This window comes from Cupriavidus sp. 05T41 (assembly GCF_056396525.1).
This window is the reverse complement of sequence record NZ_JBFTLQ010000070.1, coordinates 22543-40893: the sequence shown is the minus strand read 5'-3', so window position 1 is coordinate 40893 and position 18351 is coordinate 22543. Positions and strand designations below refer to the sequence as shown.

Annotated in this window: 16 protein-coding genes and 1 tRNA gene; 7 read left to right on the top strand and 10 right to left on the bottom strand. The window is 67.1% G+C overall.

What is annotated here, in order from left to right; translation table 11 throughout:
• Window positions 1–7: 7 nt before the first annotated feature.
• Entirely contained in the window at window positions 8–1309 is a 1302-nt protein-coding gene (locus AC1DKV_RS30690) for a dicarboxylate/amino acid:cation symporter (RefSeq protein ID WP_477138728.1), read from the bottom strand.
• Window positions 1310–1729: 420 nt separating this feature from the next.
• Here AC1DKV_RS30690 and AC1DKV_RS30685 point away from each other — a divergent pair, with 420 nt between their 5' ends.
• The 5 genes from AC1DKV_RS30685 to AC1DKV_RS30665 all read left to right on the top strand — a co-directional run bounded on the left by AC1DKV_RS30685 (window position 1730) and on the right by AC1DKV_RS30665 (window position 5937).
• Window positions 1730–2050: a (2Fe-2S) ferredoxin domain-containing protein gene (locus AC1DKV_RS30685; RefSeq protein WP_441613783.1), complete on the top strand. Its 321-nt coding sequence runs from the start codon at window positions 1730–1732 to the stop codon at window positions 2048–2050.
• 121 nt (window positions 2051–2171) lie between these two features.
• Window positions 2172–2816, top strand: coding sequence for an alpha/beta hydrolase (locus AC1DKV_RS30680; protein ID WP_477138726.1), 645 nt, complete (start codon window positions 2172–2174; stop codon window positions 2814–2816).
• A gap of 96 nt (window positions 2817–2912) precedes the next feature.
• A complete protein-coding gene (locus AC1DKV_RS30675; protein WP_477138725.1) occupies window positions 2913–4130 on the top strand; it encodes a D-alanyl-D-alanine carboxypeptidase family protein in 1218 nt (405 codons plus the stop codon).
• Window positions 4131–4142: 12 nt separating this feature from the next.
• A complete protein-coding gene (locus tag AC1DKV_RS30670; RefSeq protein ID WP_441613786.1) occupies window positions 4143–4445 on the top strand; it encodes an HP0495 family protein in 303 nt (100 codons plus the stop codon).
• A gap of 298 nt (window positions 4446–4743) precedes the next feature.
• On the top strand, window positions 4744–5937 hold the full coding sequence (locus AC1DKV_RS30665; protein ID WP_477138724.1) for a class I SAM-dependent rRNA methyltransferase: 1194 nt from the start codon (window positions 4744–4746) through the stop codon (window positions 5935–5937).
• 178 nt (window positions 5938–6115) lie between these two features.
• Here the strand turns inward: AC1DKV_RS30665 and AC1DKV_RS30660 are convergent, their stop codons facing one another.
• The 7 genes from AC1DKV_RS30660 to AC1DKV_RS30630 form a co-directional block, all read right to left on the bottom strand.
• A complete protein-coding gene (locus AC1DKV_RS30660) occupies window positions 6116–6835 on the bottom strand; it encodes a glutathione S-transferase C-terminal domain-containing protein (protein WP_477138723.1) in 720 nt (239 codons plus the stop codon).
• A gap of 135 nt (window positions 6836–6970) precedes the next feature.
• The gene (locus AC1DKV_RS30655) at window positions 6971–7885 is read right to left on the bottom strand and encodes a carbonic anhydrase (protein ID WP_441613789.1); all 915 of its coding nucleotides are present in this window, start codon (window positions 7883–7885) and stop codon (window positions 6971–6973) included.
• Window positions 7886–7974: 89 nt separating this feature from the next.
• Window positions 7975–9705, bottom strand: a complete 1731-nt coding sequence (locus AC1DKV_RS30650; RefSeq protein ID WP_477138722.1) for a serine hydrolase — start codon at window positions 9703–9705, stop codon at window positions 7975–7977.
• A 482-nt stretch (window positions 9706–10187) separates the two neighbouring features.
• On the bottom strand, window positions 10188–10523 hold the full coding sequence (locus tag AC1DKV_RS30645; RefSeq protein ID WP_477138721.1) for an EF-hand domain-containing protein: 336 nt from the start codon (window positions 10521–10523) through the stop codon (window positions 10188–10190).
• A gap of 369 nt (window positions 10524–10892) precedes the next feature.
• Window positions 10893–10979, bottom strand: a tRNA-Leu gene (locus tag AC1DKV_RS30640).
• Window positions 10980–11107: 128 nt separating this feature from the next.
• Complete coding sequence (locus tag AC1DKV_RS30635; protein WP_477138720.1) at window positions 11108–11737, bottom strand: MlaC/ttg2D family ABC transporter substrate-binding protein; 630 nt, start codon at window positions 11735–11737, stop codon at window positions 11108–11110.
• 113 nt (window positions 11738–11850) lie between these two features.
• Window positions 11851–12393, bottom strand: coding sequence for a DUF3455 domain-containing protein (locus AC1DKV_RS30630; protein WP_441650169.1), 543 nt, complete (start codon window positions 12391–12393; stop codon window positions 11851–11853).
• A gap of 516 nt (window positions 12394–12909) precedes the next feature.
• Here AC1DKV_RS30630 and AC1DKV_RS30625 point away from each other — a divergent pair.
• Complete coding sequence (locus tag AC1DKV_RS30625; RefSeq protein WP_477138719.1) at window positions 12910–15360, top strand: DUF3772 domain-containing protein; 2451 nt, start codon at window positions 12910–12912, stop codon at window positions 15358–15360.
• Between the two features lie 131 nt (window positions 15361–15491).
• On the opposite strand, the gene AC1DKV_RS30620 is transcribed toward AC1DKV_RS30625, so the two are convergent.
• Both AC1DKV_RS30620 and AC1DKV_RS30615 read right to left on the bottom strand, forming a co-directional pair.
• The gene (locus AC1DKV_RS30620) at window positions 15492–15929 is read right to left on the bottom strand and encodes a YciI family protein (RefSeq protein ID WP_477138718.1); all 438 of its coding nucleotides are present in this window, start codon (window positions 15927–15929) and stop codon (window positions 15492–15494) included.
• Window positions 15930–16094: 165 nt separating this feature from the next.
• Complete coding sequence (locus tag AC1DKV_RS30615; RefSeq protein WP_441650167.1) at window positions 16095–16829, bottom strand: GntR family transcriptional regulator; 735 nt, start codon at window positions 16827–16829, stop codon at window positions 16095–16097.
• Between the two features lie 140 nt (window positions 16830–16969).
• Here AC1DKV_RS30615 and AC1DKV_RS30610 point away from each other — a divergent pair, with 140 nt between their 5' ends.
• Window positions 16970–18346, top strand: a complete 1377-nt coding sequence (locus AC1DKV_RS30610) for a class-II fumarase/aspartase family protein (protein WP_477138717.1) — start codon at window positions 16970–16972, stop codon at window positions 18344–18346.
• Window positions 18347–18351: the final 5 nt, after the last annotated feature.

The window sequence follows — 18351 nt, the reverse complement described above, 5'->3', positions numbered from 1 at the left end:
GGCGTCCTCAGCGGACGCCGGGGCCGGCTTCGGCAAGTTCGGCCGTTTCATCGCCGCCACGGCGCAGCGCGCGATCGAGCTGCGCGCGGTCCAGCTCGTGCTCCCAGGCCGACATCACCACCGTGGCCACGCMGTTGCCGATGATATTGGTCAGGGCGCGGCATTCGCTCATGAAGCGGTCGATGCCGAGGATCAGCACCATGCCCGCCACCGGGATGTCAGGCACCACCGCCAGCGTGGCGGCCAGCGTGATGAAGCCCGAGCCGGTCACGCCGCTGGCGCCCTTGGAGGTGATCATCGCCACGCCCAGCACGGTGAGCTGCTGCAGCAGCGTCAGCTCGATGCCGGTGGCCTGGGCGATGAAGATCACCGCCATGGTCATGTAGATATTGGTGCCGTCCAGGTTGAACGAGTAACCCGTGGGTACCACCAGGCCCACCACCGACTTGGAGCAGCCGAGCTTTTCCAGCTTTTCCATCAGGTGCKGCAGCGCCGCTTCCGACGAGCTGGTGCCCAGCACGATCAGCAGCTCTTCCTTGATGTAGGAAACGAAGCGGAAGATGGAGAAACCCGTGAGGCGCGCCACCGTGCCCAGCACCACCACCACGAACACGATGGCCGTGAAGTAGAACGTGCCGATCAGCTTKAGCAGCGGCACCAGCGAGCCCAGGCCGTACTTGCCGATGGTGAAGGCCATCGCGCCGAAGGCGCCGATCGGCGCCACCTTGGTGATGACGTGCACGATGTGGAAGAACACCTTGGAGACCTGCTCGACGAAGTCGAACACGATCTTCGAGCGGTCGCCCATGGCCGCCAGCGCGGAGCCGAAGAACAGCGAGATCAGCAGGATCTGCAGGATGTCGCCGTTGGCGAACGCGCTCACCATCGTGTCGGGGATGATGTGCATGAAGAACTCGACCGTGCTCTGGCCATGCGCCTGCGTCACGTACTGCGAGATCGCCTTGGTATCGAGCGTGGCCGGATCGATGTTGAAGCCCACGCCCGGCTTGAGCACATGCGCGGAGATCAGCCCGATCAGCAGCGCGAAGGTGGAGATGATCTCGAAGTACAGCAGCGCCTTGCCGCCCACGCGGCCCACCTTCTTCATGTCGCGCATGCCGGCGATGCCGGACACCACGGTACAGAAGATGATCGGCCCGATGATCATCTTGATCAGCTTGATGAAGCCGTCGCCCAGGGGCTTCATGGCCACGCCGGTGGCAGGCCAGAAGTGTCCGAGCACGATGCCGACCAGGATGGCGAACAGCACCTGCACGTACAGGATCTTGTAAAAGGGTTTCCTCATGATGTCGTCCTCGGTGTTTTTGACCGTGCCCGCCGCCGCAGCAGCGGCAGGTTCGCGCACCCTTGTCGATGAGGGYGCGTMTGGCTTATATAGTTGCAACCGTMGTGCCAGCCATGTGCCTCGCGCCAAACCCCTGATTCAAAAGGAAAAACCCTGAAGCGCAGGCGCGAGCACTCCGGCTTTCCGGAAATCCGGAAAGCCGGCGTCCGGAGATCCGGAAGCGGGCGGCTGCCGCAGGTGCCCGCTACGCCACCCGCGGCGGCGCGCCGATGCACGCAGGCCACGCGCACGCGCGCAAAGCGGCGAAGCGGCCCGCGCGACCCCGTATAATTCAGGGCTTCCACCTGACCCCAGCGGCCGGCGCGCGCGCCGGGCATCCAGCTTCCTGGTGCCGCATGCCGCCCGACGCCCGCCAAGCCACGCATGAGCAGCTTCTATCAGCACCACGTTTTCTTCTGCCTCAACCAGCGCGAGGACGGCGCTGCCTGCTGCGCGGACCACAATGCCAAGGCCATGCAGGAATACGCCAAGAAGCGCTGCAAGGCGCTGGGCATCGCCGGCGGCGAAGGGCGCGTGCGGATCAACAAGGCCGGCTGCCTGGACCGCTGTGAACTCGGCCCGGTGCTGGTGGTCTATCCCGAGGCCGTCTGGTACACCTTCGTCGACGAGCATGACATCGACGAAATCATCGACAGCCACCTGGTGGGCGGCAAGCCGGTCGAGCGGCTGATGCTCGACCGCTGAGCCGCCGGTCCGCKGACACCCCGGGCCTGTTGAACCGTTGCAACCCGGGCGGCGCCCCGCCCGCGCCAGCCATCCCGTTGCCCAGCATTCCCGTCATCCTGTTTCCTGCTTCCCGTCTGCCATGAACGCGCATACCCAGGTACACACCATCGCMGGCCCGGCCGGCGCCATCGACCTCTCGGTCGACCTGCCGCAGGGCCAGGCCCCGCGCGGCCTGGCCCTGGTGGCCCATCCGCACCCGCTGTTSGGCGGCACCAAGGACAACAAGGTGGCGCAGACCCTCGCACGCAGCTTCGTGCAGCTGGGCTACGCCACCGTGCGTCCCAACTTCCGCGGCGTGGGCGGCAGCGCCGGCACGCACGACAACGGCGTGKGCKAGCAGGACGACCTGCTGGCCGTGGTGGACTGGATGCGCACGCAGACCGCCTGGTCGCCCGAGGCAGCCACGCTGCCGCTGGCGCTCGGCGGCTTMTCGTTCGGCAGCTACGTGGCCAGCCACGTGGCCAGGCGCCTGGCCGCCGCCGGCGCGCCGGTGCAGCGCCTGGCCATGGTGGGCACCGCCGCCAGCCGCTGGGAGGTGGCCGAGGTGCCGGCCGACACCATCGTCATCCACGGCGAGCAGGACGAGACCGTGCCGCTGGCCAGCGTGTTCGACTGGGCGCGCCCGCAGGAACTGCCGGTGATCGTGATCCCCGGCGCCGACCATTTCTTTCATCGCAAGCTGCACCTGATCAAGCAGCTCGTCGTCAATGCGTGGGACCAGTGACGCGTGCGACAACCGTGGCGGGGCCGGCAAGCTGCCGCCCGGCCGCGTCGCCTCAGGCACCCCTTCGCAACTTCTTCTTTGCCGGAAAACTGAAACATGTTGAATAGAGCCACGCCGCTTTTCGCGTCCGCCAACACGTCCACCCTGGTCGCCGCCGCCACCGCTGCCGTGATCGGCACCGCCTCGCTGCTGGCCGCGGCCCCCGTGCGCGCCCAGGGCGTGCCGATGCCGCAGGTGGCCGCCAAGTCCTGGATGCTGTACGACGTCACCAGCGGCCAGGCCCTGGCCTCGCAGAACGCCGATGTGCGCATCGAGCCGGCCTCGCTGACCAAGCTGATGACCGCCTACCTGGCCTTCGCCGCGCTCAAGGAAAAGCGCCTGACGCTGGACCAGACCGTGGTGCCGACCACCGTCGTGCTCAAGGTCAAGAGCGATGAATCGCGCATGTTCCTCGAGCCCAACAAGCCGGTMAGCGTGCAGGACCTGCTGCTCGGCCTGATCGTGCAGTCGGGCAACKACGCCGCACTGGCGCTGGCCGAGGCCGTGGGCGGCTCGGAAGAAGGCTTTGTCGCGATGATGAACCGCGACGCCCAGCAACTGGGGATGAAGAACACCCACTTCACCAATACCGACGGCATCCCCGACCCGAACCACTACACCACGGCCAATGACCTGGCCACGCTGACCACSCGSCTGATCAAGGACTTCCCCGAGTACTACRGCATGTACTCGCARAAGGAATTCACCTACAACAAGATCCGCCAGCCCAACCGCAACCGCCTGCTGTACATCGATCCCACCGTGGACGGCGTCAAGACCGGCCACACCAAGTCGGCCGGCTACTGCCTGATCTCCTCGGCCAAGCGCCCGCTGGCCAATGTACCGAACGGTTCGCGCCGGCTGATCTCCGTGGTGATCGGCACCACCACCGAAAGCGTGCGCACGCAGGAAAGCCTGAAGATCCTGAACTACGGCTTCCAGTTCTTCGACACCCTGCGCCTGTACGACCGTGGCCAGGTACTGGCCACGCCGGACATCTACAAGGGCAAGGAATMCACCGTCAAGATCGGCGTCAAGGACGAGACCTTCATCACCGTGCCCAAGGGCACGGGTGGCCGCATCAAGCCGGTGCTGGRGCGCCAGGAACTGTTGCTGGCGCCGATCGCGGCCGGCCAGCAGGTGGGCACGGTCAAGCTGATGGACGGCGCCACCAAGGTGGCCGAGTTCCCGGTGGTGGCGCTGGAAGCGGTGCCCGAAGCGGGCTTCTTCGGCCGCCTGTGGGATACCATCCGCTTGTGGTTCAAGCGCAAGTAGGAGGGCCCAGCAATGAGCACCGATGATCCCAAGGGCAAGCCGGGCGAGATCACGCCGGCCGAGTCGCTGATCGAATACCCCAGCCATTTCCCCATCAAGGTGATGGGCACCATGCAGGACGGCTTCGCCGAAGCCATTGTCACGCTGGTGCAGGACTTCGACCCCGACTTCCATGCCGGCAAGATGGAAATGCGCCCGTCGCGCAATGGCAACTACCTCGGCCTGACCGTCACGGTCTGGGTCACCAGCCGCGAACAGCTCGACGACCTGTACCGCGCGCTGACCTCGCACCCGATGGTCAAGGTGGTGCTGTAGTGGCCGGGAGACCGGCTTGCGCCCCTCTCCCGCCCGCGGCAGAGGGGCCGGGGGAGAGCGCGGGCGCCTGATACGTCGCCATCCGGGACATACGCCGCAGGCTTCGCTTCTTGCGGCTCCCGGCCAGACCACCGCTCTCCCCGGCCGCCTGCGCAAGCGGCTTTGGCGCATCCGCCGGCTTCGTCCGGCGACAGCTTTTTTCCCCTGCCGCCCTGAAGCCGCCACAATGGCCCACCGCCGAACCCGCGCGCCCATGCCGTCGCTATGGCGCCGCGCCCAGATCCAGAACTAGAAAACCATGAACACCATCACCCTCAAGCCCGGCAAGGAAAAATCCCTGCTGCGCCGCCATCCCTGGGTCTATGCCACCGGCGTGGCCGCCACCGAAGGCCGCTGCGAACCCGGCAGCACCGTGGTCATCCGTGCCGCCGACGGCCGCTTCCTGGCGCGCGCGGCGTACAGCCCCTCGTCCCAGATCCGCGCGCGGGTGTGGAGCTTCGACGAGAACGAGCCGGTCGACCACGCCATGTTCAAGCGCCGCGTGTCCGCCGCGCTGGCGCATCGCAAGCAATGGGTCACCGACAGCAATGCCGTGCGCCTGGTCTTCGGCGAGTCCGACCGCCTGCCCGGCCTGGTGGTGGATTACTACGGCAGCGGCGCCACCGGCCAGCTGGTGTGCCAGTTCAATTCCGCCGGCGTCGAGGCATGGAAGGACGCGCTGGTGCAGGCGCTCGTCAAGGAGACCGGCTGCCCCAATGTGTACGAGCGCTCCGACGCCGCCGTGCGCGAACGCGAAGGCCTGCCGCTGGTCACCGGCGTGCTGGCCGGCGCCGAGCCCGATCCTGAACTCAATGTCACCGAACACGGCGTGCGCTATTACGTGGACGTGCGCAGCGGCCACAAGACCGGCTTCTACGTCGACCAGCGCGACAACCGCAAGCTGGTCGGCGACCTCGCCGCCGGACGCGAAGTCCTCAACTGCTTCTGCTACACCGGCGGCTTCTCGCTGGCCGCGCTGCGCGGTGGCGCCACCGCCGTGACCTCGATCGATTMCTCCGGCGAAGCGCTCAAGACCGCCGCGAACAATGTCACGCTCAACGGCTTCGATCCCGCGCGCGCCACCTGGCTCGACGCCGACGTGTTCAAGACCCTGCGCCAGTTCCGCGCCGAAGGCCGGCAGTTCGACCTCATCGTGCTGGACCCGCCCAAGTTCGCCCCGTCGGCCCAGCATATCGACCGCGCCGCGCGCGCCTACAAGGAAATCAACCTGGTCGGCATGCAGCTGCTGCGCCCGGGTGGCCTGCTGTTCACGTATTCGTGCTCGGGCGCGATCAGCATGGAGCTGTTCCAGAAGATCGTGGCCGGCGCGGCGACGGACGCACGCGTGGACGCGCGCATCCTGCGGCGCCTGTCGGCCGGCACCGACCACCCGATGCTGTCCGCGTTCCCGGAAGGCGAATACCTCAAGGGCCTGCTGCTGGAAAAGATCTGAGTCTGAGGCGGGGGCCGGGGCCGGCGGCAGCGCCGTCATCGCAATTTCACGCGGGCGTCGCCGCTCCGTCACAAACCCCGCCTATAGTCCGGTATGCGGATGCGGCATTGGCAGGTGTCCTCCGCCTCTTCCTATCAGTCTTCGTGGTAGTTGCCCCGCGGCGTAGCGGGGCTTTTTTTTAGGCGCGGGCCGGGCTGCCTAGCGCGTCCTGTCCCATCGCCGCCCGCACCGCGTTGCAATGCCGGACGAGATTCGGGCGCGACAGCACGAAGCGCTTCAGCGGCGTGTCGATATCGTAGCCATGGATATTGGCGACGAACCCGTACAGGCCCGCATCGGTGCTGGCGGGTGCCGCGCCGAACAGGAAAGGCTGGTCGCCGATCAGGCCGKAGAGCACCGCGAGATCGGCCACGCCGCGCGCGTACACCTCGTCCGCTTCGAAGCGCCCGATCCCCTGGTAGTAGTACCGCTCGAAGTTGTATTTCTGCGCGCCGGCCAGCGCCGCTTCGGTGAGCTCAGGATGCTCGCGCAGCAGGGCCGCCATGAAGCTCGGCCAGTAGCGCTCATCGCGCCAGCGCGAGTACGACATGACCCAGTAGAGATCATCCAGCGTGCGCCGGATCATGTGGTCCAGGCCATGCTGCGCCTCGGTCAGCGACGCATCGATGGCCAGGCTGTACTTCTGCTTGAGATGCCGCACGATGGCGTCGCTGTCGCCGATCGCCTTGCCGTCGTCGTCCACATAGGGAAGCTGCCCGCGCGGGGCCAGCTTCGTGTCGAGGATATGGCGGTGCGCGAATGGCAGGCCGCTGAGCCGCAGGAAGGCAAAGACCTTGAGGCCGTAGGGATTGTTGTCTTCGAGGCCGAACAGGCCCGGGTAGGAAAAGAGGGTGATCATGCGCGCTCCTCTCGGGCCCTTCCCGCGGCCGTCTCAAGGGTTCGGGAAAATGCGGGCGACTTCAGGATCTTTGCACCGGCGCAAGGCGGCGCGCGTCAGGCGTTGCGGCCGCCGCGCCGCCTGCACGAGCGCGACCTACACCAGCGCGACCTTCCCGCTCTGCAGATCGTAGACCGCGCCGACGATGTCGATCTTCTTGTCGCCGTAGCGCTTCTGCACCACCGGCGGCGAGGCCTTGAGGCGGATCACCTGCCGCCGCACGTTCTCCGCGACCGCGCTGCCGGGCAGGTCGGCGGGCCCGGTCTTTTCCGCGGCGATCACCGCCGGCTTGATCGCCGCCACGAGGCCCGGCAGATGCCCGGGCAGGACCGCCTTGTCCTTCAGCACCTTGATCGCGGCGTCGACCGCGCCGCAGTTGGTGTGGCCGAGCACCACGATCAGCGGCACCCCCAGGAACTCGATGCCGTATTCCAGGGAGGCCAGCAAGTCGGGACTGACGATATTGCCGGCGACGCGCACGACAAACAGGTCGCCGGGCGCCTGGTCGAAGGCCAGCTCCGGCGCGACACGGGAATCGGCGCAACCCAGGATCGCGGCAATKGGGTACTGCACCTGCGCGCGGGCGGCGCGGCCGGACGAAAAATCGCGCTCGTCGGGCGTGTTCGCCGCATAGCGCGCGTTGCCGTCCATCAGCCGCTTCAACGCCTGCGCAGGCGCGATCGCGTTCTGCGGCGGCGCGCCCGGTGCCGGCGCATCGGCCGCGAGTGCGGCACCGATGCTCCACGGCGCCAGCGCGGCGAGCGCGCCGGTCCTCAGGAAGCCGCGGCGCGAAACATGGCTCGCATGCCGGGCGTCATCACACAGTTCACACAGATCGCACATCTCGTCCTCCCTTCGCCGTCCGATTCCGCGAGCCGCCGCAGCGGAGCACGGGCCCGGGGGCCGATGGCCGGCGACGTCGCGATTTGCGGCTGCCCGCAGCTTGCGCGAGCGCCTGCGATCCAGTCCGTGCAGGAAGGTTAGGAGATCCCGCGCGACATTGGGAGCCAATCTGGCGCCCGGCAAGCGCCGCCATCCGGAAAACCCGGCGGCGCCTCACCCGGGCCGGCAGGATCGGGCGGCACCATGCTGCACTGCGTTCAGGCCGGCATGACCGGTCGCGGCGCCAGGAACGTGCCATCCGGCTGGTAGAAGACGAGCGCGTCCACCACGCCCGGCGAGGGGCTGCGAAACGCGACGCGATATCCGGCGAGCCCCTCGATATCGAAGGACCGCCCGTCGAACGGCAACAACCGGCGAACCTGCTGCGTCGCAATGCGCAAGGTCAGCTCGCCCGCCGCGTCGAGCACGACATCGATTTCCTGCGCGCCATGCAGGAACCTGCCGGCGCACAACGCGCGGAAGGCGGGATCGAGCACATCGCCGGCGGCCTTGCGGCGAAAGACAATGTCCGCGACCATTGGCTCGAATGGTGCGGTGATCCGGTCGATGACGCCCTCCCGGTCATAGCCGAAGGTGAGTGCCAGGCAATCCGGATTGATCTCGGCCGGCTTGTCAGGGACGGTGAACACGTCGTAGTGGCGATGCTCGAGCGGCCCCGACATGCCGCGCCAGCACCACGCCAGCTTGCCACCCTCGCTGGCAATGCCGATCCGTCCGTAGGCCGGGTGTTMGTACTCGCCGACATAGTCGTCAAGCGCGTGGCTCGGTGCCGTTCCGGTGCGGCGCAATTCGCCGCGCGCCTGCCGGTMGACCTTCTGCTGGGCCAGCACCTCGCGGCRCATGGCGCGGAACCGCCCGAACCAGTCGACCGGCTGGTGGCCACAGAGCCGGTCGAACGCGGCATAGGCGAGAATTTCCGGCACGCTGCTGGCGTCGCGGTTGGTCAGCACCGCGACGCCGATCCGGCGTTCCGGCAGCATCGCCATCGCGGTGCCCCAGCCGACCCACGAGCCGGTATGCGACACCTTGCGCTCGCCGCGATAGTGCTCCACCGTCAGGCCGAGCCCGTAGTGACAGTCACCGACCTCGCTGAACACGGAGCGCCCGGCATGCACGTTCGGCGTCATCATCTGGCGCACGACATCTGCCGACAGCAACGGCTTGCCGTCGATGGCGCCCTCGTTCATGAGCAAGCGCATCCATCTTGCCAGGTCGGACACCGAGGCATTGAGCCCGCCGGCGGCTAGCGCGCGGATCGGCGTKAGCGTCGCGCGCCGGCTTTCTTCGCCCTGCCTGATGTGGGGATGCGCGTGGTCGGGCGCAGCGGCGAGCGCCTCGATGCCGAGTCCGAAATGCGCGAAGCCCAGCGGACCAAGCAGGCGCCCGGTGGTGAACGCCTCCCAGCGCTGCCCGCTGATGCGCTCCGCGATGTGCCCGGCCACCACATAGCCGAGGTTCTGGTACTGGTACGCAGCGCGCAGATCGCGGCTTGGCTCCAGATGGCGCAACGCCGCCAGGATCTGCGCCATKGAGAGGTCGCCCGGCGAGTGGATCCAGTCGTGGCGCGGCAGTCCGCTGTGGTGGGAAAGCAGATCCCGCACCGTCACGCGCTCCGTCGCCACGGCATCGTGCAGCCGGAACTCGGGGATGATGTCGCKCACGGGTTGCGCCCAGTCGAGCCTGCGCTCGTCCACCAGCAGCCCCAGCCCGGCGGCCGTGAAAGACTTCGTCAGCGAGCACAGGAGAAACTGCGTGTCTTCCGTCACGGGCAGGCCGGTGTCGGTATCCCGCACGCCATAGCCCTTCGACAGGAGGATCTCGCCATCCCGGATCACGGCGACGGCAACGCCCGGCACCCGCCACTCGTTCATCGACGCTTCGACAAGKCTATCGAAATCACGCAGCGCGGGGCTTTCCATCTTGTGCATGCTCGCTCGGGAAGAAGCCTGGAGGAAGGTGTGCCATCCGCGACGATTTTCCCGTTTCCCGCCAGCGCTCTMAAGTCGGCATTCACCCGAGTGCCTGCATTCGGGTTTATGCCAGCTTTTCGCAGGTTCTGCGTTGCGGTCTACTGAAGGCGAGTTGAGACGTGGCTGGAGCGTGGATCGGTACCGATTGGCTTGCCACTACATTCCAGCTGTGGATTCCTACTTCAGGAGACAAGACCATGGTGACCAAGCAGGATGATGCCTTCGTTCTGAAGAACCTTCTCGCGCTGGCGGCAGTGGAAGCGCTAGGCGGCGCGATTGCGCTAGGGTTCGCCTTCAACCTGCTGACCTGACTGCAAGGACCTCGGCGGTCCTTCATCGGCGTCACGTACTTCGCGTACTTCACGTACTTCAAGCACTCCACCTATTCGCGTTCCCCGGTGCCGGCCTGACGCCGGCCGGTCCCGGGGAACGTCGTCAACTCAGTTCAACMCGCCCGGATTCTGCGCAGTMGCGCGCTGCTTGGCCTTGGCAGCCCAGAACGCGCCAATCTGCCTTTGCGAGACCGAGCCGGTCTTCTTTACATCGATCTCGTCGAAGTGCTTGTAGACCTCGGGCATGCCGGCCTGCGCCTCCTCGCGCGTGAGCTTGCCGTCGTGGTCGGTGTCGGCAGCCTTGAACGTTTCGGCGAATTTCGCCTTGGCTTCCTTTGCGTTCATCGGCTGCTGCGGCTGCTGCGGCTGCTGTGCGCCGACGGTTCCGCATGCGAGGATGGCGGCCAGAGCCAGGCTGGCGGTCGACATTAGTCGTGGAATCATCAGAGTCTCMTTGAGCACTTCGATAATGAGTCCGGCCGGTCCCGCGCTTGTCCGCGGCCGGCCTGCTCTTGCTGGGGTCGGGAGAAGTCGATCCGCGGCCCCTTGGCAACGATCATGGTCGGCTTTCGGGTATTGCGGAATTCATTTGTTTCGGCAGCCGATATTAGACTTTCCGAGGGCGGACGGTGGCGCGAGGCAGGTCCGGCGCGGCGGCGGACCGCGCCATGCCGTACGCTGCAGCACGGCAACTTCCTGGAAATATCCCTGCCGGCGTGCCGGCGCGGACTGCGATCTTGCGGGATCGGGGGCAAGGCGGGGGGCGGAAAAAACAAAAGGCCTGCATCGCTGCAGGCCTTTTGCTTCATGACTTGGTGCCCAGGAGAGGACTCGAACCTCCACAGTGTTGCCACCGCTAGGACCTGAACCTAGTGCGTCTACCAATTTCGCCACCTGGGCAAGGTGAGCGGCGCATTTTACCGGACAATCCAGAAAATGCAAGCACCACTTGCCTGCCTGCGCGGAAATGGCCCGGATGCCGAACGCCAATGCGCAAACGGCGCAGCGGCGGCCGGCAACGGCCGATGTCACTGCCTGCCGGAGACAAGCCGGTCGTTGCGTTCGGCGAGGGACCGGATCAGGCCGTCCACGCCGCCTTGCTGGATGATGTCGTTGAATTGCTGGCGGTATGTCTGCACCAGCCACGCGCCGAGCACGTTCAGGTCATATACGCGCCAGCCTTCGGTGGTCTTGTGCAGGCGGTAATCGATCTGCAATGGCTGGCCGCCCGTCATATTGGTAGCGACCGTGCGCACCACCACGTCGGTCTCCGTCGGCTCGATGCGCGACGGCGGATACTCGATCTGCTGGTCCGGGCGGAGCTGCGCGATTGCGCCTGCGTAAGTGTGGATCAGCAGCAACTTGAACTGTTCGATCACCTGCTGCTGCTGTGCCGGCGTCGCCGCGCGCCAGTAGCGGCCCATGGCGAGCTGCGTGGTGCGGTGCAGGTCGGTGTAGGGAAGGATGTCCCGGTTCACGATCGATATGATCCGCGGGATATCGCCTGGCGCGACCGCATGCGTGCGCACCTCGTTGAGCAACTGCTGCGTCACGGTCTGGATCAGCGCCTGCGCCTTCKACTGGTCGTCGACCTGCGCAAAGGCCGCGCCGCTGAACGCGGACAACGCCAGGAAGGAAGTGATCAGGAATGCTTTCATCTGGGAACCTGCGCGGATAGTCGGTGCGTTCCCTATTGTGCGAGATTTTCCGGTGACCCGCCAAGGCGGGGCATTTCACCCGCCTCCGTCTCGCCACCGGCGGCCATCGGGCGCTATTCGATGAAGACGTAGTCGGCCCGGTAGGGCACGCGGTCTTCCTGCCCTTCCTGCGTGCAGGCCTGGGGCAGCGCCACGCCGCCATGCGTATTCAGCCGCTGGACGTAGCGCGCGGACCCCAGCAGGCCGGCGCCGCCGACACTCGTCGCCTGCAACAGCAATAGCGGAATGCTGCCCGGCTCCCGCGCATTCGCCGCCTGCCGCAAAACCTTGCCGGTCAGCTTGCTGCCATCGGGCGCTTCCCAGCTCGGGCCGGCGTAGTGCTTGACGGCGAGCTTGCCGCCGGCGTCGTACAGGTCTGCCTCGGGCGCCTTGAAGCTCCATAGCAATTGCCCGTTCTGATCGCGCTTGCACAGGTAGATCTGCACGCCGGAGGCGCGCATGGTGGCGATCGTGCGGACCGCATCGGCGGGCTGGAGATCGGGCGGCGCGGCGCCCTTGTCGACGGCACAGCCCGTCACGGCGCAGCAAGCCAGCGCGCATGCCATGCCGCGCACGATGCGCTTCGCCCTGCCACTACTGCGGGAACCCGGCAACATACGGCCTCCTTGCCCAAGCCTAGGCAGCATAGTACTTGGCGGACCGGGCTGCCAGGATGGCGCCGCGATCTGCGCCGTGTTCGCCGCGTTCGCCGCGGCATGTCCGCGCTCGCCCGCCGCGACGGCTCGGGCGCCATCTTGACCGGCACGCAAACAGCAAGGCGCGTCGCCTGGCGGCACCGCGCCGTGTGACTTGAACGCTTGCGTATAATCCAGGTTTCCGCGATCCGCTCGCCAGCGAGCCAGCCGATCGCCTGAATCCCGGTCATCACACCCCRMGCCAGCCAGGCCGGTGCAGGCCCCGAGCGCGGTAACACCGCCAGGCCACTGACCACCCCTCGCGGAAGTGGATCGCCGGTCATGCGGCGCCCCTTCCTTGTGTTCCTCCCCGGCGCCCCGGCCGTCCAGCACCTCGATTGTCGTTCCCCGACGCTCCGCCAGCAGGCGAAGCCACGACAATCGCAAGCCATTGTGCGATTGCCGGCTCAGCCAGACCATCCGAAACGTGTTTCCGCTATGAGCCATTTTCCCAAGCTCGCGCTGAGCCTTGTGCTGGTCGCACTGTTCCACCTGACGCCGGCGGCCCTGCCGGCAGCCCTTGCCGCCGAAGCGGCGTCGGAGGCCGCCGCATCGCAGCCGGCTATCCTGACGCACGCCGAGGCGGTGGCCGAGCTCAAGCGCCTGCAGACCGAGCAGGATCGCATCAAGCAACTGGCGTCGAGCGCCACCAGCGGCACCAAGCTCGACGGGCTCGACGACGTCATCCAGCAACTGGCGACGGACGTCGACAAGCTGGCCACGGCATTGACGCCCCAGCGCGCGCAGTTGCAGGCACAGCTCGATGTGCTCGGCCCGCCGCCCGAAGCCGGCAGGACGCCGGAGGCACCCGCCGTCGTGCGGCAACGGGCTGACCTCAATGCGCGCAGGGCGCAAATGGACGTCGAGCTCAAGCAGGCGGCCGAGAGCAAGGAAAACATCGCCAACCTGAAGTCGCAACTCGGCAAGCTGCAGCGCAGCCAGATGAAGAACCAGCTCGCCTTGCGCTCGGAAAGCATCCTGAACCCGCAGTTCTGGGCGCCGTTGTCCGCGCCGTCGATGGACGACCAGGAGCGGCTGGGCGAATTCAAGGAACAGCTCGTGTCGATGCTGCAACTGGCGTGGCAGCCCGGGCAGCAGGCCGTCACCGCCGCGCTCCTCCTGCTCGCCCTCGCCGTGTGGACACTCGGCCGGCTGCTGATCGAGCGGGCGCTGGCATGGTTCTGCCTGACGCGGCTGCCGGAAAGCCGGTTGCGCCGCAGCGCCCTGGCGCTGGCGACTACGCTGACCACCCTGGTGACGACGGCCCTCGCGGTACAGATCGCCTACACCGCCTTCACCCGCCACTATGCATTGCCGCCTGAACTGCAGGACCTGCTCAGCGAACTGGCGAAGCTGACCTTGACCAGCGCGCTGATCGCGGGCCTGGGGCGGGCGCTGCTGTGCACGCGCCACCCGTCGTGGCGCCTGCCCGCGCTGGCCGACCCGGTGGCGCTGGCAATGAAGCCGTTCCCGACCGTGCTGGCCGGCCTGTTGCTGCTGGCCGGTACGCTCGAACAACTCAACCGGACCGCCGACACCAGCGTGCAGGTCACGCTGCTGGGCCGCGGCCTGGTCTCGCTGGTGGTGGTGCTGACCATCGGCGCGGCGCTGCTGCGGGCCAACCGCGTGCGCACCGCGCTGGCGGCGGCCGGTGAGCCGCCAGAAGCGCGAGCCGCGCTGGCAGGCATGATCCACGCCGGCGTGACGATCACGATCATTGCCTCGCTCGGCGCCCTGCTGGTCGGCTATATCAGCTTCGCGCGCTTCCTGACCTACGAGCTGGTCTGGTTCGACATCGTGCTGTGCAGCCTGTACCTGCTGACACGGCTGACGCGCGATATCTGCCAAGGCCTGTTCTCGTCGCATCACACCAGTGKCCGCGTGATCAAGCAGCTGTTCGGCGCGAACGACAGCCACCTGGAGCAGGTCTCCACCGTGTTGTCCGGGATTGGCGCGAGCCTGCTGCTCCTGGTGGCCGTGATCGCCCTGCTGACCGGCGGCTTCGGCACCACGCCCGTCGACCTGCTCAACAGCCTGCTGACAGTGCTCGGGGGCGAGAGGCTGCGCAGCCTCAACATCATGCCCGAGCGCATCATGAACGCGATGATCGCGCTGACGGCCGGCATCTGGCTGCTGCGCTCGGTGCGCCGCTGGCTCGACGCGGAACTGCTGCCCAAGGTCTTCACGGAGCCCGGCCTGCGCGCCTCGCTGATCACGCTGTTCAGCAATGTCGGCTACGTGCTGGTGGTACTGCTGACCTTGTCGCTGCTGGGCGTCAGATGGGAGAACCTGGCCTGGATCGTCAGCGCGCTGTCGGTTGGCATCGGCTTCGGCCTGCAGGAGATCGTCAAGAACTTCGTCTCGGGGCTGATCCTCCTKACCGAGCGGCCGGTCAAGGTGGGCGACATGGTCAGCATCGGCGGCGTGGAGGGCGACATCCGGCGCATCAATGTGCGCGCGACGGAGATCCAGCTCGGCGACCGCTCCACCGTGATCGTGCCGAACTCGCAGCTGATCTCGCAGAACCTGCGCAACGTGACCATGAGCAACAGCACCCAGGGCGTGGCGACATTGCTGCTGACCTTCCCGCTGAACATCGATCCGGAGCAGGTGCGAGACCTGCTGCTCGATGCCTATCGCGAGAACGAGACCATTCTCGACCTGCCCGCGCCGTCGGTCACGTTCAGCCAGCTCGCGCCGAACGGGATCACGCTGAGCGTGACGGGCTATGTCGGCAGCCCGCGCATCGCCACMACCACCAAGAGCGATCTGCTGTTCGAGATCCTCAAGCGGCTGCGCGCGGCCGATATCGCGCTGTCGGTGCCGCAGACGCTGAGAGTCGAGAACATGCCGGCGCCGGGCACGGAATCGCTGGCGGCGGCCGGCTAGGACCCCCGGCGCGGAAGCGGTTGGTGAGGTAGCGCTTCACCGACGTGCGCGCGAAGCCGGGACCGGCGGCGAGATCCCGCGGCCCGCCATGGGACCGGAGGACGCCGCCAGTGCCCCGGGGTGGGCAGGCCTCAGCGCGGCCCGCCCGCGTTGCCCGCGGCCTCGGCGCGCACGCGCTCTTCCTGCGCCCGCAGCTCGGGCGTGAATTCATCGCCGAAATCGGCGGCCTCGAACAGCGGGCGGATTTCGATCTMGGAGTCGCCTTCCATGGGGTTGGGGCAGCGCCTGACCCATTCCACCGCCTCTTCCATCGACTTGACCTGCCAGAGCCAGAACCCGGCGACGAGCTCCTTGGTCTCCGCGAACGGGCCGTCGATCACGCTGCGCTGGCTGCCCGAGAAGCGCACCCGCTTGCCCCTGGCGCTCGGATGCAGGCCCTCGCCCGCGAGCATCACGCCCGCCTTGACCAGTTCTTCGTTGAACTTGCCCATCGCCGCGAGCAGCTCCTCGCCGGGCATCTTGCCGGCTTCCGACTGGCTCGTCGCCTTTACCATCACCATGACACGCATCGTCTTTCTCCTGGAACAAGTGGCTGGAGCCGCGCGGCCGCGCGGCCACGAAGCCGGTTCAGGGCCCGCGGGATGCGGGCCCGACGGGCAGCTCTGACACTACGACGGGCCGGGGCACCGGAAATCGACACCGCCCGCGAAAAATCCGCGCCGCGGCAATCCTGCTCACGCGCCCGAGCGCTGTAGTCGCATCGATACGGAATACCGCTCGGCGGGATGCACGGTCACGGATACCTCGAACGCCTCGCCAGCCGTGTCCAGATAGCGGCGCACGATCTTCAGCGCCGCGGCACCCACCTCCAGCTGCAAGGCGTGCGCCATGGCCGCATCCGTCACCGTGCAGGCGCGGATGTCCTGGTAGATCTCCGCGATGTGGCGGCCATAGCGCTCTTCGATCAGCGCGCTGATCAGGGTGCCAGGCGATGCGCGCACGATGTCGCCAAGGTCCGCGTAGGCCGGATCGACATAGACGTCGGTCCAGCCGATCGGTGAGCCGCCCGCCTCCCCGACCATCCGCAGGCTGGTGATGCGCAGCCACCGCGTGCCGCTTGCGCAACCCAGCTCAGCGGCCAGCGCGCCGGTCGCTTCCAGCGACTCCACCGAGCGCACCACCCGCAGGTGTTCCGAGCCGAACTGCACGAGGTCATCCACCGAAGCCAGGGTCGGGCGAAAGACATTGGTTGGCCTGGCCGCCTCGACCCGCGTGCCTACATTCTTGCGMCGCGATACCAGTCCCAGCTGCTGAAGCTCCTGCAACGCCGCCCGGATCGTGTGGCGGCTGGTCTGGTACTGCTCGCACAACTCAAGTTCGGTCGGCAACAGCGAGCCAACCGGGAAACGTCCCGAGGTAATGCCATCCGTGAGTTCACGGGCGATGCTTGCGAAATGGGGTCTGCTCATAAGGCGGAATCTTGGGCCAGGGGAATCACATTTGTCCAGCTGCGGGTTAACACTGGTTTGCTGRATATGTTCGGACATACTAAAGTATAGATATGTCMGAACATATTGACACCCCCCTTCACCAGCACCAAKAGACCCTCATGCCGAATCCCACCCTCCCCATGGCCAGCACCGTCGTCGACTCCATCCTGTTCCGCGATGCCTTTGGCACGCAGAAGATGCGCCAGATCTTTTCCGACGGGGCGCTGATCCAGCGCTATATCGATGTCGAAGTCGCCCTGGCGGCGGCCGAAGCACGCGTCGGCGTGATTCCCGCCGAGGCGGCGGCAGTGATCGCGCGGGAATCGCGCCTCGAGCGCATCGACTTCGATCACATGCGCGAGGAAACCGATATCGTCGGCTACCCGATCCTGCCGCTCGTGCACCAGCTTGTCGCGATGTGCGGCGAGGCCGGCCGCTTCGTGCACTGGGGCGCCACCACGCAGGACATCATGGACACCGCCGTCGCGCTGCAGGTGCGCGACGCGCTCGATTCCATCGACGCCGACATCCGCGAACTGCGCGGCATCCTGGCGGGACTGGCGAAGACGCACCGCGACACGCCCATGGCCGGCCGCACCCACCTGCAGCAGGCGCTGCCGGTGACCTTCGGCTACAAGGTCGCGATCTGGCTGGCGATGTTCGATCGCCATCAGCAGCGCATCGCCGAACTGCGCCCCCGCGTGGCCGTGGTCGAATTCGCCGGCGCGGCCGGCACCCTGGCCTCGCTCGGCGACCAGGGCTTCGCGGTGCAGGAAGCGCTGGCCGAAGAACTGGGGCTTGGCGTGCCCGACACCACGTGGCACGTGGCGCGCGACGGCTTCGCCGAGGCCGTGAACCTGCTCGCGCTCGTCACCGGCTCGCTTGGCAAGATCGCGCTCGACATCATGATCATGGCCTCGACCGAGTTTGCCGAGGTCTACGAGCCCTTCGTCAAGGGCCGCGGCGCCAGCAGCACGATGCCGCAGAAGCGCAACCCCATCTCCAGCGAACTCATGCTCGCCGCATCGAAGGCCGTGCGCCAGCACGCGGGGTTGATGGTGGATGCGATGGTGCAGGACTTCGAGCGGGCCACCGGCCCGTGGCACGCCGAGTGGATCGCCATCCCCGAGAGCTTCATCCTGACGGCCGGCGCGCTGCACCAGGCCAAGTTCGCGCTCGGCGGCCTGATCGTCGACACGSAGCGCATGAAGCACAACCTCKGCATCTCCAGGGGCCTGATCGTGGCGGAGGCCGTGATGATGGGCATGGCCCCGCATATCGGCCGCCAGCAGGCCCATGACGTGGTCTACGACGCCTGCCGCACGGTCAACGAGCAAGGCGGCTCCCTCGCCGACGCGCTGGCCGCCCTGCCCGAAGTCACGAAGCACTTCGACCGCGCCGCCATCGAGCGGCTCACCGACCCGTGCAACTACCTCGGCCTCGCGCCGCAGATGGTTGACCGCGCCATCGCACGCTCCGCGCGCGTGCCTGCCTGAACTGA